Here is a 13,350-nt window from a genome sequence, read left to right as displayed (position 1 = left end):
GCGGGGCGCCGTCGTGCGGTCAGCGGGCCCAGGGGTGGCGCAGCCGGATCCAGAGATCGCGGGCGCGGCGCCCGGCCTGCGTCCGGCTGCGGGCGACGAGCTGCCGCGCCTGCTCCGTCGTCTCGACCATCGGGCCGGAGCCGCGCAGCGGCTTGCCCGCCGTCTCGTGCAGGAAGAACGTCGCCACCAGGCCGATGAGGCCCGCCACCATCAGGTAGTAGGCCGGGACCATCGTGTCGCCGGTCGCCTGGACGAGGGCGGAGGCGAACAGCGGCGTCGTCCCGCCGAAGAGCGACACGGAGATGTTGAAGGCGATCGACAGCGCGCCGTAGCGCAGCCGGGTCGGGAACAGCGCGGGCAGCGTGGCGGCCGAGGTCCCGGCGAAGCAGACCAGCAGCAGGCCCAGGATCAGACAGCCGGCGGCGGGCAGCAGAACGCCGCCGGCGCGGATCAGCAGCACCGCGGGCGCCGCCAGCAGGATCAGGGCGATGCTGCCCGCCATGAAGACGGGGCGCCGGCCCCAGCGGTCCGAGGTGCGGCCGACGGTGGTGATCGTCAGCACCACCACGATCATCGTGCCGAGCACCAGCAGCTGCGCGGTGAGGGCGTCCTGGTGCAGCGTCTCGCTCATGAAGGTCGGCAGGTAGGACGTGACCATGTAGTTGGTGACGTTGTAGAGCAGCACCAGACCCATGCAGATGAGGACCGCCTGCCAGTGGCGGGTGAAGATCTCCTTCAGCCGGCCGTGGCCGGACTGCCGGGCCACCTCGACGGGGTCCTCGCCGCCCGCGCTGCGGATCCGCTCCGCCTCCTCGCGCGCCGCCTCGGCCTCCCGCTCGAACGCGGGCGTCTCCTCCAGGTGCAGCCGCATGTACAGGCCGATCAGCCCGAGCGGCCCGGCCACCAGGAACGGCAGCCGCCAGCCCCAGCCGGTCATCCCGTCGTCGCCGAGGACCGCGGTGAGCACGGTGACCAGCCCGGAGCCGAGCGAGTAGCCGACGAAGGTGCCGAAGTCGAGCCAGCTGCCGAGGAAGCCGCGCCGCTTGTCGGGCGCGTACTCGGCGATGTACGTCGTGGCGCCCGCGTACTCGCCGCCCGTGGAGAACCCCTGGACGAGACGGCAGACCAGCAGCAGGAGCGGCGCGGCGAAGCCGATGGCCGTGTAGGTGGGCAGGAAACCCACCGCGAAGGTGCTGACCGCCATCATGATCATGGTCGCGGCGAGGACGCGTTTGCGGCCGATGCGGTCGCCCAGCGGCCCGAAGACCAGCCCGCCCAGCGGCCGGACGAGGAAGGCGGCGGCGAAGGTGGCGAACGCGGAGACGACCTGCGCGCCGGGGGAGCTGGCGGGGAAGAACACCTTGCCCAGCGTCCCGGCCAGATAGGCGTAGACGCCGAAGTCGAACCATTCCATGGTGTTGCCGAGCGCGGCGGCGGATACCGCGCGGCGGACCTGGGGGCGGTCGGCGACGGTGACGTCCGCGGCGCTCAGGGCGTGCTTGCGGCGGCGCAGCAGGATGCGGAGCAGACGGTCGTTGACGGCGTTGCCGCGGGCGGAGCCCCGGCCCCGCCGCGCCTGCGGTGTGCGGCGTCCAGGGGGCATGTCACCCCGTCCATGACGATGTCGAGAGGAGCATGACGACGGATTATTGCCCGCGATGTCCTGGTTCGGGGGTGGCTCCTTCGGCCCAGCGTGTCGCCCACCGGGGTGGCGCCCGCCGCCGGACACGGAAACCGGCCGCCACCCGCGGGGGTGGCGGCCGGCTGCCGTGGGATCCCGCTCAGGAAGCGGGAAGCCGGGTCACTTCCACTCGTCCAGCCACTTCAGGGAGCCGCCCAGGCAGCCCTCGTCGAAGATCGGGTTGCCGCCGATGATGGCGGCGCCGAGGCCGCAGGCGCCGAATTTGGCGTCGCCGCTGGAGTGGGTGGAGTGGTCGTCGTGGTGGTCCTTGTCGCCACCGGCCATGGCGGAGCCGGCACCGCCCAGGACGAGGGTGGCGGCGAGGGCGGCGGCGGAGAGGACGGCGCGCATGCGCATGAAGACTCCTGAGAGTGCGGGGGATGCGATCGATTCACAGATCACCCCGGCCCGCCCCCCGCGAAACGTGCACGCACCCCGTGCTCGGCCGATCGCGTGAGCGATTCCCCCGGCGAGATCAGCGCCCCGCTTCCGCCTCGGCCGCCGCCCGCAGCAGCTTCTTGTCGGGCTTGCCCGCATCGGTCAGCGGCAGCGCGTCCAGGAAGGTGATGCGGGCCGGTTCGTACATCGCGCCGCGGGTGTCGCGGACCAGGGTGCGCAGCTGCGCCTCGTCGACGTCCGAGCCGGGCGCGAGGACGACGGCGGCGTGCACCCGCTCCATCCGGTCGCTGTCGCGGACGCCGTAGACCGCGCTCTGGCGGACCTGCGGATGGGTGTTGAGCAGGTCCTCCAGCTCGGTGGTGTACACATGGCCGCCGACCACGACGATCATGTCCTTGATGCGGTCGACGATGGTGACGTAGCCGTCGGCGTCGACGAAGCCGATGTCGCCGGTGCGCACCCAGCCGTCCCGCATGACCTCGGCGGTCAGCTCCGGCTGCTTCCAGTAGCCCTTCATGGTCATGTCGGAGCGCACGCACAGCTCGCCGGCCTCGCCCGCGGGGAGGTCGTTGCCGGCCTCGTCGCGGACGGCGACCTCGACGCCGGGGATGATCTTTCCGGCCGAGCGGAGCCGCTCCGGGCGCGCCGGGTCGTGGTCCTCGGGGCTGAGGAAGGAGACGCCGCCGGCCTCGTTCTGGCCGTAGACCTGCATCAGCACCGGGCCGAACCGCTCGACGGCGTCGGCGAGGCGGGCGGGCGACGCCTGGCAGCCGCCGTACGTCAGATACCGCAGGCTGCCGGTGTCGGTGGCCGCCGAGGCGGGGTGGTCGATCAGCTCGTACAGCAGCGGCGGCAGGACGAAGAGGTGGGTGATCCGCTCGCGCTCGATGGCGGCGAGGACCTCGCCCGGGTCGAAGTCGTCGTGCAGGACGACGGTGCCGCCGTGGCGCAGGGTGGCATCGGCGAGCAGGCCCGCGGCGTGCGCGAGGGTGGTGCAGACGAGCTGGCGGGGCAGCTCCTCGTCGAACATCCCGCCGCGGTCCCAGCGCCCCTGGTCGAAGGTGCTGCAGATGCCCTTGGGGTGGCCGGTGGTGCCGCCGGTGTGGCGGATGAGGCAGATGTCGTCGGGGCGGGCCTCGCTCGCCACCGGCTCGGCGCTCTGCGCGGCGGCCAGCTCCAGCAGATCGCTGCCGGTCTTGGCGGGGCCGAGCATCAGCACGTCCGGGCCCGGCGCCGACTCGGCCAGCTCGGCGGCGCGTTCGGCCTGCCGCGGGTCGACGATCAGCGCCCGGGTCTCCACATCGCGCACGATGGCGGCCTGGGCGGCGGCGGAGAGCTTGTTGTAGAGGTGGTTGATGCGGCAGCCGAGCAGGCCCGCGGCGTAGCGGGCGGCGAGGACCTCGGGGATGTTGCCGCTGAGCAGGGTGACGGTGTCGCCGCGGGTCACGCCCCGGGCGCGCAGGGCGCGGGCGAGGCGGTGGATGAGGTCGCGCAGCTCGCCGCCGGTGATCCGGCGGCCCTGGTGAATCAGTATCTCGCGGTCCGGGTGGGCGGCGAGGACGTCGAGGATCTCCTCCACGTGCGTACGGAATGGCGGGGCGGCTGCGGACATGGGGGGATCCTCCTGGGACCGGCGACGGGGCGCGCGGGCGGGCAATGTAAGGAAAGAATTAGTTGCTAGAGGCAACTAAAAGGAGCGTAGTGGCTCGCGAATCCCACCTCCAATCGGAGGGTCGGGATTCGGACGTCTGCCGCCGCGGCCCCGCACCGGCCCCGAAAGCGCTCGTCAAAGCGGTGTCACGGCGCCGCTCAGCCCCGTGTTGCCGCCGCCGCGGCGCCCGTCCATGGCCGACTCGGCGCCCGCGAGGGATGATGGTGCGCAGCGCAGCACGGCGGAAAACGGACGGTGCCCCGGGCGCCGCCCGTGACCGGCGGAAGGAGTGCCTGGATGGGGGCGACCGACGCGTTCCCCGGCGACGTGGGCCCCGCCGGGGCGGCATCGGGGGACGCGGGGGGCCTTCTCGACGCGCTGGGCGTGGCCGCGGTGGTCCTCGACGCGCGTGGCCGGATCACGCTGTGGAGCCCGCAGGCCGAGGCCCTCTTCGGCTGGAGCGCCGCGGAGGCGCTGGGCCGCCCCGCCGCCCCGCTGCTGGTCCCGCCGGAGCACACCGAACTCGTCCTCCAGCTGTTCGCCCAGGTCATGGCCGACGGCACCCCCTGGTCCGGCTCCTTCCCGGTCCGGCACAAGGACGGCACCACCCTGCTCGTCGAATTCCGCAACATGCGGCTCACCGACGCCGAGGGCCGCGTCTACGCCCTCGGCATGGCCTGCGACCGTCAGCTGCTGCGCCGCATCGAACGCGATCTCGCGCTCTCCGTCCGCCTCGTCGCCCAGTCCCCGATCGGCCTCGCCGTCCTCGACACCGACCTGCGGTACGTCATGGTCAACCCGGCGCTGGAACGCCTCAACGGCCAGCCCGCGGGCGCCCAGCTCGGGCTGCGCCCCGACGCCTGCCTGCGGTTCCTCGATTCCGACATGCTGATGACCAGCATGCGCAAGGTCCTCGCCACCGGCACCCCGCGCCTCGACCAGGTCACCGTCGGCCGTCCGCCCGACGACCCCGGCACCGAACACGCCTGGTCCGTCTCCCACTACCGGCTGGAGGGCCCCGGCGGCCAGGTGCTGGGCGTCGCCTCCTCGGTGCTGGACGTCACCGACCACCACCGCGCCGCCACCGAGGCGGCCCGCGCCCGCCGCCGCCTCGCCGTCATCGCCGACGCCTCCGCCACCGTCGGCACCACCCTCGACGTCGACCGCACCGCCCGCGAACTCGCCGACGTCGTCGTCCCGGAGCTGGCCGACCTCGCCGCCGTCGACGTCCTCGACTCCGTCCTGGAGGGCCGCCGCCCGCTCCCGCCCGTCCCCGACGGCCCGGTGCGCTTCCGGGCGCTCGCCGTCGCCAGCGCCCGTCCCACCGATGCCGAGCAGGCGCTCGACCCGGCCGGACAGCTCGCCTCCTACGACGCCGAGCGCGTCATCACCCGGTGCGTGACCACCGGCCGCCCGGTGCTCCTCGCCCGGGTGCGCCCCGAGGACCTGCCGCGGATCGCCGCCGACGAGAAGGGCGCCGCGGCCCTGGCGCGCGCCGGGCTCCGCTCCTACCTCGGCGTCCCGCTGATCGCCCGCGGCGACGTCCTCGGCGCCGTGTCGCTCTACCGCGTCCGCAACGAGGCGCCGTTCGACGAGGACGACGTGGTCCTCGCCGTCGAGCTCGCCGCCCGCGCCGCCGTCTGCATCGACAACGCCCGCTCGTACCAGAGCGAACGCCGCACCGCGCTGACCCTCCAGCGCCATCTGATGAGCGAGGCGCCCGCACAGCCCACCGGGATGGCCATCGCCCACCGCTACCAGCCGGCCCGCGCCGCCGGGGAGGTCGGCGGCGACTGGTTCGACGCCCTCGCGGTGGCCGGCGACAAGACCGCGCTCGTCGTCGGCGACGTCATGGGCAGCGGCATCAACGCGGCGGCCACCATGGGGCAGCTGCGCACCACCACCCGCGCCCTCGCCGACCTCGACCTGGAGCCCGCCGAGGTGCTGCGCCACCTCGACCACGCCGCCGCCGGACTCGACCCGGCCTTCGCCACCTGCATCTACGCCGTCTACGACCCGCACGCCGGGGAGTGCCGGATGGCGAGCGCCGGGCATCTGCCGCCCGTCGTCGTCCGCCCCGGACCGCGGCCCCTCCTCATCGAGCTGCCGACCGGCGCACCGCTCGGCGTCGGCGGCGTCCCCTTCGAGCAGACCGTCGTCCCGCTGGACCCCGGCGACCGTCTGGTGCTCTACACCGACGGGCTGGTGGAGACCCGCGACGTCCCGCTCGACCGGCGTCTGGAGCGCCTCGTCGACCTGCTGGCCGCACCCCACGACGACCTGGAGGAGCTGTGCGACCACCTGCTGGCCGCGCTGCGCCACCCCCACGACCACGACGACGTCGCCCTGCTCGTCGCCCACGCCACCGGCCTGACCCCGCGCACCTGACCACCCGGCGCACGGGGCCGGCCGGGGCCCCGGCTACTTCACCGCCCCCAGGGACAGCCCCTGCACCAGCTTGTCCTGGGCGGCGAAACCGGCCGCCAGCACCGGCAGCGAGATCACCGTGGCCGCCGCGCAGACCTTCGCGAGGAAGAGGCCCTGGCTGGTGACGAAACCGGTCAGGAACACCGGCGAGGTGCCCGCCACCACGCCGGTCAGCACCCGCGCGAAGAGCAGTTCGTTCCAGCTGAAGAGGAACGAGATCAGCGAGGTGGCGGCGATACCGGGCAGCGCCACCGGGCCGACGATCCGCAGCAGCGTGGTGGCGAGCCCCGCACCGTCCAGCGACGCCGCCTCCAGCATCTCGACCGGCACCTCCGCGAGGAACGACCGCATCATCCACACCGCGATCGGCAGGTTCATCGAGGTGTAGAGGAGGACCAGCAGCCAGACGTTGTCCAGCATCCCGGTGTTCTGCGCGACGAGATAGACCGGCAGCAACCCGGCGACCAGCGGCAGCATCTTCGTCGACAGGAAGAAGAACAGCACATCGCTCCACTTGCGCACCGGCCGGATCGACAGCGCGTACGCCGCCGGGACCGCGAGCAGCAGCACCAGCAGGGTGGAGAGGACCGAGGCGGTCAGCGAGTTGACCAGCGGCGGCCACGGGCTGAGGCCGCCGCTCGCGCCGAAGAACTCGCGGTAGCCGTCGAGCGTCAGCGGCGCGGTGAGCGAGGGCGGGTTGGTCGCCGCGTCCTGCTCGCCGTGGAGCGACGTCAGCACCATCCAGGCGACCGGCAGGAAGAACGCGATCCCCGAGAGCCAGGCCACCAGCCCCAGCAGGCCGTTGACGCGGCGGCGGCGCCGCAGGGAGACGGGCGCGGTGGACGTGGTCATCGGGTGATCTCCTCGCGGAGCAGGGACGACACGGTGCGCAGCGCGAAGGTCGCCACCAGCAGCGAACACAGCACGACCACCACCCCCTGCGCCGACGCCCGCCCGTAGTCGTGGGCCTGGTAGAAGGTCTGGTAGAGGGTGTACGGCAGATTGGCGGTGCCCAGCCCGCCCGAGGTGATGGTGAACACCGCGTCGAAGTTCTGCACCACGTACACCGTGCCCAGCAGCGCCGCCAGCTCCAGATAGCGGCGCAGATGCGGCAGCGTCAGATACCGGAAGATCGCGAACGCCCCGGCGCCGTCCATCCGCGCCGCCTCGATCGCATCCGCCGGCCGCGACTGCAGCCCGGCCAGCAGGATCAGCATCATGAACGGCGTCCACTGCCAGATCAGCGCGGTCTCGACGGCGGCCAGCGGCGCGGACGTCATCCAGTCCGGCTGCGGCGCGCCGTCGCTGCCGAAGAGCCGCCACACCGCGGTCAACGCGCCGTTGAGCAGCCCGTACGACGCGTTGTACAGCGCGTGCTTCCACAGCAGCGCGGCGGCCACCGGCACCACCAGGAACGGCGTGATCAGCAGCGTGCGCACCACGCCCCGGCCGAAGAACTTCCGGTCCAGCAGCAGCGCGAGCCCCAGCCCCAGCACCAGGCTGACCAGGACCACAACCACCGTCAGCAGCACCGTCGTGGCGACCGAGGCGCGCAGCGCCGGGTCGGTGAGGACCGCGGCGTAGTTGTCGAGGGCGGCGAAGCCGCGGCGGTCCGGCGCGAGCGCGTTCCAGCGGGTGAAGGAGAGCACCACCGTCGCCACGAACGGCAGCTGGGTCACGATGATCAGGAACACCAGCGCGGGCAGCAGCGGCGCCCGCCGCGCCCACTCCTTCGCCCGCCGGGCGGCCGGCCCCCGCACGGGCGCCGCACCACCGGACGCGGTGGCCGGACGAGCGGTCTCAGCGGTCGGTGTAGGCATCGGACACCTCCTGGGCGAGCCGCCGGCTCTCGGCGAGGGCGGCGGCCACGCTCTGCTTGCCCGCGATGGCCGCGCTGATCTCCTGGGACGCCTTGGTGCCCAGGTCGGAGAACTCGGGTATGCCGACGAACTGGATCCCGGGCGCCGGCCGCGGCTGCACCCCCGGATCGTCGGGCCGCGCGGTGCGGATCGCCTCCTCGGTCGCGGCGGCGAAGGCGCCGGACTCCTCGCGGTACTCCGGATCGCGGTAGAGCGAGGCGCGTTTGCCGCCCGGCGTCCGCGACCAGCCCAACTCCTTGCCGACCAGCCGCTCGTAGCCCTTGCCGGACGCCCAGGAGACGAACTTCCAGGCGGCGTCCTGATGCCGGCTCGCCTTCTGCACGCCCCAGGCCCAGGTGTAGAGCCACCCGGAACTCTTCGTCTTCTCCACCGGCGCCGGTGCGTAGCCGATCTTCCCGGCGACCTTGGAGCCGTCGCTCTCCAGCGAACCGGCGCCCGCCGTCGCGTCGTACCACATGGCGACCTTGCCCTGCTGCATGTCGTTGAGGCACTCGGTGTAGCCGGCCTGCGGGGCGCCCGCCTCGCCGTGCTCGCGTATCAGGTCGACGTAGAACCGCGTGGCCCGGGTGAACTCGGGGGAGTCGACGCGCGGTTTCCAGTCCTTGTCGAACCAGGTGCCGCCGAAGGTGTTGACGACGGTGGTCAGCGGCGCGGCCAGCTGACCCCAACCGGGCTGACCGCGCAGGCAGATGCCCTTCATGCCCTTCTCGGCGCCGTCCAGCTTCGCGGCCAGCGCGGCGACCTGACGCCACGTCGGATGCGCGGGCATGGTCAGCCCCGCCGCGGCGAGGACGTCCTTGCGGTACATCAGGAACGACGACTCGCCGTAGAACGGCTCGGCGTAGACCTTCCCGTCCGCCGCGGTCAGCGAGGAGCGGACCGGCGCCAGGATGTCCTGCTGGTCGAACTCCGGGTCCTTCGCGGCGCGTTCGCCCAGCGGCGTCAGCCAGCCGTTGCGGGCGTAGATCGGGGTCTCGTAGTTGCTCAGGCTCGCGACGTCGTACTGCCCGGCCTGGCTGGAGAAGTCCTGGCTCATCTTGTCGCGCAGATCGTCCTCCGGCAGCAGCGTGAAGTGCACCTTGATGCCGGTCCGCGCGGTGAAGTGCCGGGCGGTCAGCCGCTGGAGGTCGACCATCTGCGGGTTGTTGACCATCAGGACGTTGATCGTGTCGCTGCCGTCGTTGCCGGTGTCACCGGCGCCGCGGTAGCAGCCGGTGCAGGTCAGCGTCAGGGCCAGGACGAGGGCGGCCGGCGCCGCCGTGCGGGCCCGGCGGATTCCGGGGGAGCGTGCTCTCACGGCTCGTACCTTTCTGGACGGGTCGGGTCCGGACCGCGGCGCCCGGGGACGCGGCGGCCCGCACGGGGGCGAGGAGCGGCCGGCGGGCCGCGGGAACGGCGGCGGACGGTGGCCCGCCCGGGTCAGACCCGGAGCACCTGCGGCCCCAGGAGGGAGTAGCGGTGGGCCTCCGGCGCGGACAGCCCGGCGTCGGTGACGACGGTGTGCACGTCCCCGATCGCGGCGAACCGGCAGAAGCTGCTCGCCCCGAACTTGCTGTGCACCCCCACCAGCACCCGCCGCCGCGAGGACCGCACGGCCTGCTCCTTGACCTCGGCGACCGCCGGATCCGGCGTGGTCAGACCGTGCTCACGGGAGATGCCGTTGGCGCCGAGGAACGCCAGGTCGATGACGAAGCGGGCGAGCATGTCCCGCGCCCAGGAGCCGACGGTCGCCTGCGTCCCGGCGCGGACCCGGCCGCCGGCCAGCAGCACGGTCGCGGACTCGTTGGCCGACACCAGGGAGGCGGTGCGCAGCGACGGGGTGATCACGGTCAGCGGCCGGTCGGCCGGGAGCAGCCCGGCGACCAGCTCCGGGGTGTACCCCTCGTCGACGAAGACGGTCTCCGCCTCGCCGAGCAGCTGCGCCGCGGCCGCCGCGATCCGGCGCTTCTCGGGGACCTGCTGGGTCTCCCGGCGCGCCAGCGTCGTCTCGAACCCCGCGCTCTCGACCGGGTAGGCGGCGCCGTGGGTGCGCCGCACCAGACCGCGCCGCTCCAGCTCGCTCAGGTCCCGCCGGACGGTCTCCCGGGCGACGGCGAACTCCTCGGCGGCGTCGGCGACCTCCACCCGGCCGGTCTGCCGGGCGAGCACGAGGATCCGGTGCTGACGTTCCTCGGCCCTCATGGTTCTCTCCTGCGCTGTACGTCGGCCCGCTCGGGCACGGATCAGGGTGCGCGCGCCGATCCGTTCGGTCATGGACCTGCCCGTTTCTGCCCGCCCGAGGTTTATAGCAACCGAACCGGGGCGTCCCGCTGCCCGCAGGGAGAGAAAAAATGCCCGCTTCTGCCCGTGCCGGTCCGCTCCGTTGCGGTCCCGTGATCCGGAGGCTGCCCGTTTGACCGCTCCCCGCGGTCCGCGGGCATCTGCGGGCCCACCCGACCCGGCGAATTCCGGCCGGACCGGCTGACCGAATCGCTCCCGAATGACCGCAAAAGATCATCCAAGGCCCCGAATGATCACTCGTGCGAGGGGTTCGGAGCGCCCCGCAAAGGCCCCTGAGCGGCGGCGGAGCCCCCGTCCGCACCGCCGCGCACCGGCCCGCCCGCAGGCGTACGCCCCGAGCGCCCGGACGGCCGCGGCGGCGGGGCCGGCGGCCGGGCCGCTTACGCTGGACGGCATGAGTGCGGATATGCGGTCGCTGGCGGTCACGGCGCTCGTCCAGGCGGACGAGTGCGCGGTGCTGCGTGTCACGGGGGAGCTGGACCTCCGCACCGAGCAGGCATTTCTCGCCGAGGCCCGGTCCGTCGTCTCGGCCGGACACCGCTTCCTCGTGCTCGATCTGACCGCCCTGCGGTTCTGCGACTCCCGCGGTCTGAGCTGCCTGCTCGCCCTGGAATGGCTCTGCCGCCGCCTGGAGGGCCGCCTCCTCCTCGCCTCCCTGGGCGTGCGGATGCTGCGCCTGCTGGTGGGCACCCAGTCGCTCGGCGTCTTCTCCTGCTACCCGACCGTCGGCCACGCCCTGGCCGCCGTCCCGCTCGCCAGCCGCCCCGTCTGGCCCCCGGAGCCGGAGGACCCGCAGACACCGCAGGCCCCGGCCCCCGCCTGACCGCGGGCCCCTCCCGCGGCGCCCGGCCGCGTCATGTCCGATTGATACGCTGCGCCCGGCCGCAACGGGGAGAGGGGCATCAGGTGCCGGGTGCTGAGGTGGCGCAGGCGCGCCGCGGACGGTCGTCGCTCCGGCAGGAGGTCGCGGACGAGATCAAGCGCCATATGCTCGCCCACCGGATGCGCCCGGGCGACCCCCTCCCCACCGAGTCCGAGCTGTGCGCCACCCTCGGCGCCAGCCGCTCCAGCGTCCGCGAGGCGGTCACGTCCCTCGCCGCGCTCGACATCGTCGAGGTCCGCCACGGCCACGGCACCTACGTCGGCGGCCTGGGCCTGTCGGCGCTGGCCGAGAGCGTCACCTTCCGCGGACTGCTCAGCCCCGACGACGACTTCCGCGCCTACGCCGACCTCGTCGACGTCCGCGAACTCTTCGAACGCGGCAACGCCGACGGCATCGTCGCCGCCCTGACCCCCGCCCACCTCGACGCGCTGGACGACCTGGTCACGGAGATGGCCCGGCACCCCGCGGGCGGCGACGGCTTCACCGCCGCCGACCGCGCCTTCCACACCCTCCTCGTCGAACCGCTGGGCAACGACCTCATCAGCCGGCTGACCCAGGCGCTGTGGGACAGCCACCAGGCCGTCGGCCCGCAGCTGGGCATGGTCACCCCCGACGACGAACGCCGGAGCCTCGCCGCCCACCGCGCCGTCGTCGACGCCGCCCGCTCCGGCGACGCGAGCGCCTTCGCGGCGGCGATCGGCGCGCACTACGCACCGGTGCGCGGCCGGGTCGCGGCGGCCCGCGGGGCGGCCGGCCGGCCGTAGCCGCCGGCGGGCGGGCCGGCGGCCGCGCTGTCCGCCCGGGCCCCGGCGGGCCCCGCCTCGCCCGTACGGGACGCACTCCCGGGCCCCGGCGGGTGCCGCGGCCCGGCCGCGTCCGGGGCGGCTTCCGCGTCCGGAGGAGCTTCCGCGGACGCGGCGGCTTCCGCATCCGGGGCCACCGCGCCGTCCACCCCCGCACCGGCCCCCGCCCCCGCACCGGCCCCCGGCACCACCGGCCCCTCGCCCAACGCCCCGATCAGCGCCGCGACCGGGGGCCGCCGCCGGGTCACCGCGTCCACCGCCACCACGAGATGCCGCGCCGGCGCGTCCTCCAGCGGGACCACCGCGACCCCCTCCGACCGCAGCCGCAGCATCAGCTCCGTCACCGGCGCCACGCCCAGCCCCGCCGCGACCATCGCCAGCGACGTCGCCGTGTCGGTGACCTCGTGCGCCACCCGCGGCTCGAACCCGGCGCGGCGGCACGCGGTACGCATCGCCCGCCCGTAGTGCGACGCGGGCGCCGGCAGGATCCACGCCCACTCCGCCGCCCGGGCCAGCCGCAGCGCACCCTCCGCCGCCTCCGCGGGCGGACACCCGGCCGGCACCGCCAGCGCGAACCGCTCGGTCCGCAGCCGCACCAGCGCCACCTTGCCGTCGCGCGGCAGCGGCGCGTCCGGATAGTCCAGCCCCAGCGCCAGATCGACCCGCCCCGCGCAGACCTCCGCATACGCCTGGTCCACGTCCACCTCGCGGCTCACCACCCGCACCGCCGGGTGCCGGGCGCGCAGCCGGTGCAGGGCCGGCGGGAGCAGCACCGCCGCCGCGCTGCCGAACACCCCCAGCACCAGCCGCCCGGCGACCTCGCCCCGGCCGCGCTCCAGCGCCGCCAGCGCCGCCGCCTGCGCCGCGAGGATCCGCTCGGCGTGCACCGCGAGGGTGCGCCCGGCGTCGGTCAGCTCCACCCGGCGGCCCGCCCGCCGCACCAGCCGCGCGCCGGTGGCCCGCTCCAGCGCCGCGATGTGCTGCGACACCGCGCCGGGCGTGTACCCCAGCGCCGCGGCGGCCGCGGTCATCGTGGCGCCGCGGGCCAGCTCCAGAAGCGTTCTGAGCTGCGGGCCCGGGAGTTCCATGGCGCCAAATCTACGGGCGCCCGCTCCGCCGGGGGAGGGGGCCGCACCCGCCGCCACCGCGCGCCGTCCACCGGGAATCCGCAGGACCGCTGAAAGATCACATGGAGCAACTCTCCATGGACGTACGGCCGCCCGGGCCCCACCATCGAGGCACCCGGAGGCGCACCGCGACGCCGTCCCGGGCCCGCCGGGCGGCGCCACCCGGCGGCGCACCGCCCCCGCACCACCGCACCCACCCAGGTACCGGACGACGGGAAG

The 13,350-nt window shown here is 74.3% G+C and carries 11 protein-coding genes; 3 read left to right on the top strand and 8 right to left on the bottom strand.

Annotation, left to right across the window (positions count from 1 at the left end):
• Positions 1–19: 19 nt before the first annotated feature.
• The 3 genes from proP to ABT345_RS23430 form a co-directional block, all read right to left on the bottom strand.
• A complete protein-coding gene (proP, locus tag ABT345_RS23440; RefSeq protein ID WP_345091086.1) occupies positions 20–1,603 on the bottom strand; it encodes a glycine betaine/L-proline transporter ProP in 1,584 nt (527 codons plus the stop codon).
• A 198-nt stretch (positions 1,604–1,801) separates the two neighbouring features.
• Complete coding sequence (locus ABT345_RS23435) at positions 1,802–2,038, bottom strand: hypothetical protein (RefSeq protein WP_345091083.1); 237 nt, start codon at positions 2,036–2,038, stop codon at positions 1,802–1,804.
• Between the two features lie 118 nt (positions 2,039–2,156).
• The gene (locus tag ABT345_RS23430) at positions 2,157–3,692 is read right to left on the bottom strand and encodes an AMP-binding protein (RefSeq protein WP_345091080.1); all 1,536 of its coding nucleotides are present in this window, start codon (positions 3,690–3,692) and stop codon (positions 2,157–2,159) included.
• 336 nt (positions 3,693–4,028) lie between these two features.
• Here ABT345_RS23430 and ABT345_RS23425 point away from each other — a divergent pair, with 336 nt between their 5' ends.
• Positions 4,029–6,119, top strand: coding sequence for a SpoIIE family protein phosphatase (locus tag ABT345_RS23425; RefSeq protein WP_345091077.1), 2,091 nt, complete (start codon positions 4,029–4,031; stop codon positions 6,117–6,119).
• A gap of 33 nt (positions 6,120–6,152) precedes the next feature.
• Here the strand turns inward: ABT345_RS23425 and ABT345_RS23420 are convergent, their stop codons facing one another.
• The 4 genes from ABT345_RS23420 to ABT345_RS23405 all read right to left on the bottom strand — a co-directional run bounded on the left by ABT345_RS23420 (position 6,153) and on the right by ABT345_RS23405 (position 10,219).
• The gene (locus ABT345_RS23420; RefSeq protein WP_345091075.1) at positions 6,153–7,010 is read right to left on the bottom strand and encodes a carbohydrate ABC transporter permease; all 858 of its coding nucleotides are present in this window, start codon (positions 7,008–7,010) and stop codon (positions 6,153–6,155) included.
• Positions 7,007–7,978 carry a carbohydrate ABC transporter permease gene (locus ABT345_RS23415; RefSeq protein ID WP_345091072.1) on the bottom strand — a complete coding sequence of 324 codons (972 nt, stop codon included), beginning with the start codon at positions 7,976–7,978 and terminating at the stop codon, positions 7,007–7,009. Before ABT345_RS23415 ends, ABT345_RS23420 begins: the two co-directional genes overlap by 4 nt.
• Positions 7,959–9,335 (bottom strand): ABC transporter substrate-binding protein, encoded by a 1,377-nt coding sequence (locus ABT345_RS23410; RefSeq protein ID WP_345091069.1) that lies wholly within the window; start codon positions 9,333–9,335, stop codon positions 7,959–7,961. The genes ABT345_RS23415 and ABT345_RS23410 overlap by 20 nt, the downstream gene beginning before the upstream one ends.
• Positions 9,336–9,457: 122 nt before the next feature.
• A complete protein-coding gene (locus tag ABT345_RS23405) occupies positions 9,458–10,219 on the bottom strand; it encodes a DeoR/GlpR family DNA-binding transcription regulator (RefSeq protein ID WP_345091066.1) in 762 nt (253 codons plus the stop codon).
• A 493-nt stretch (positions 10,220–10,712) separates the two neighbouring features.
• Between ABT345_RS23405 and ABT345_RS23400 the strand changes: the two genes are divergently transcribed.
• Entirely contained in the window at positions 10,713–11,141 is a 429-nt protein-coding gene (locus ABT345_RS23400; RefSeq protein ID WP_345091063.1) for an STAS domain-containing protein, read from the top strand.
• A gap of 98 nt (positions 11,142–11,239) precedes the next feature.
• Complete coding sequence (locus tag ABT345_RS23395; RefSeq protein ID WP_345092172.1) at positions 11,240–11,965, top strand: FadR/GntR family transcriptional regulator; 726 nt, start codon at positions 11,240–11,242, stop codon at positions 11,963–11,965.
• Here ABT345_RS23395 and ABT345_RS23390 read toward each other — a convergent pair.
• Positions 11,908–13,092, bottom strand: coding sequence for a LysR family transcriptional regulator (locus ABT345_RS23390; RefSeq protein ID WP_345091060.1), 1,185 nt, complete (start codon positions 13,090–13,092; stop codon positions 11,908–11,910). The genes ABT345_RS23395 and ABT345_RS23390 overlap by 58 nt on opposite strands.
• Positions 13,093–13,350: the final 258 nt, after the last annotated feature.

It is taken from the genome of Streptomyces sp. NPDC000404 (assembly GCF_040300365.1).
Taxonomy (GTDB): Bacteria; Actinomycetota; Actinomycetes; order Streptomycetales; family Streptomycetaceae; genus Streptomyces; species Streptomyces ramulosus.
The sequence above is the reverse complement of the archived record's forward strand: the minus strand, read 5'-3'. Positions and strand labels throughout refer to the sequence as shown.

Excerpts from the sequence above, each read along its gene's own strand:
- proP (WP_345091086.1), bottom strand. The coding sequence starts at position 1,603 with ATGCCCCCTGGACGCCGCACACCGCAGGCGCGGCGGGGCCGGGGCTCC.
- ABT345_RS23435 (WP_345091083.1), bottom strand. The coding sequence starts at position 2,038 with ATGCGCATGCGCGCCGTCCTCTCCGCCGCCGCCCTCGCCGCCACCCTC.
- ABT345_RS23430 (WP_345091080.1), bottom strand. The coding sequence starts at position 3,692 with ATGTCCGCAGCCGCCCCGCCATTCCGTACGCACGTGGAGGAGATCCTC.
- ABT345_RS23425 (WP_345091077.1), top strand. The coding sequence starts at position 4,029 with ATGGGGGCGACCGACGCGTTCCCCGGCGACGTGGGCCCCGCCGGGGCG.
- ABT345_RS23420 (WP_345091075.1), bottom strand. The coding sequence starts at position 7,010 with ATGACCACGTCCACCGCGCCCGTCTCCCTGCGGCGCCGCCGCCGCGTC.
- ABT345_RS23415 (WP_345091072.1), bottom strand. The coding sequence starts at position 7,978 with ATGCCTACACCGACCGCTGAGACCGCTCGTCCGGCCACCGCGTCCGGT.
- ABT345_RS23405 (WP_345091066.1), bottom strand. The coding sequence starts at position 10,219 with ATGAGGGCCGAGGAACGTCAGCACCGGATCCTCGTGCTCGCCCGGCAG.
- ABT345_RS23400 (WP_345091063.1), top strand. The coding sequence starts at position 10,713 with ATGAGTGCGGATATGCGGTCGCTGGCGGTCACGGCGCTCGTCCAGGCG.
- ABT345_RS23390 (WP_345091060.1), bottom strand. The coding sequence starts at position 13,092 with ATGGAACTCCCGGGCCCGCAGCTCAGAACGCTTCTGGAGCTGGCCCGC.